Raw genomic sequence first — 527 nt, 5'->3', positions numbered from 1 at the left:
GATGCACTACAACAACACCCAGGAGATCTGGGATGAGTTGCGGCATCTGTGCCCGGACTTCTACGGCGCCACCTATGAGAAAATGGGCGAGCTCGGCTATGTCATGTGGCCATGCCGCGACGAGTCCGACGCCGACCAGGGGACGTCGTATCTGTTTAAAGAGAAGTTCGATACCCCGAACGGGCTGGCGCAGTTCTTCACCTGCGACTGGGTCGCGCCGATCGATAAGCTCACCGACGAGTATCCGATGGTGCTCTCAACGGTGCGCGAGGTCGGCCACTACTCCTGCCGTTCGATGACCGGCAACTGCGCGGCGCTGGCGGCGCTGGCGGATGAACCAGGCTATGCGCAAATCAACACCGCCGACGCCGAACGGTTAGGCATCGAAGATGAAGCGCTGGTGTGGGTCAATTCGCGTAAGGGCCGCATCATCACCCGCGCGCAGGTCAGCGATCGGCCGAATAAAGGCGCGGTGTACATGACCTACCAGTGGTGGATCGGCGCCTGTAACGAGCTGGTGTCGGAGA

1 protein-coding gene is annotated in these 527 nt (G+C 60.9%); it reads left to right on the top strand.

Annotated features, from left to right (window positions below; all coding sequences use genetic code 11):
* Positions 1-527 (top strand): molybdopterin dinucleotide binding domain-containing protein (locus tag ABLU80_RS13535; RefSeq protein WP_348850082.1); only part of this gene is annotated, 527 nt, incomplete at both ends.

Source organism: Klebsiella sp. CN_Kp104 (assembly GCF_040064515.1).
GTDB classification, from domain to species: domain Bacteria; phylum Pseudomonadota; class Gammaproteobacteria; order Enterobacterales; family Enterobacteriaceae; genus Klebsiella; species Klebsiella aerogenes.
Note: the sequence above shows the minus strand (reverse complement) of the source record. Positions and strands in the feature narration are given on the sequence as shown.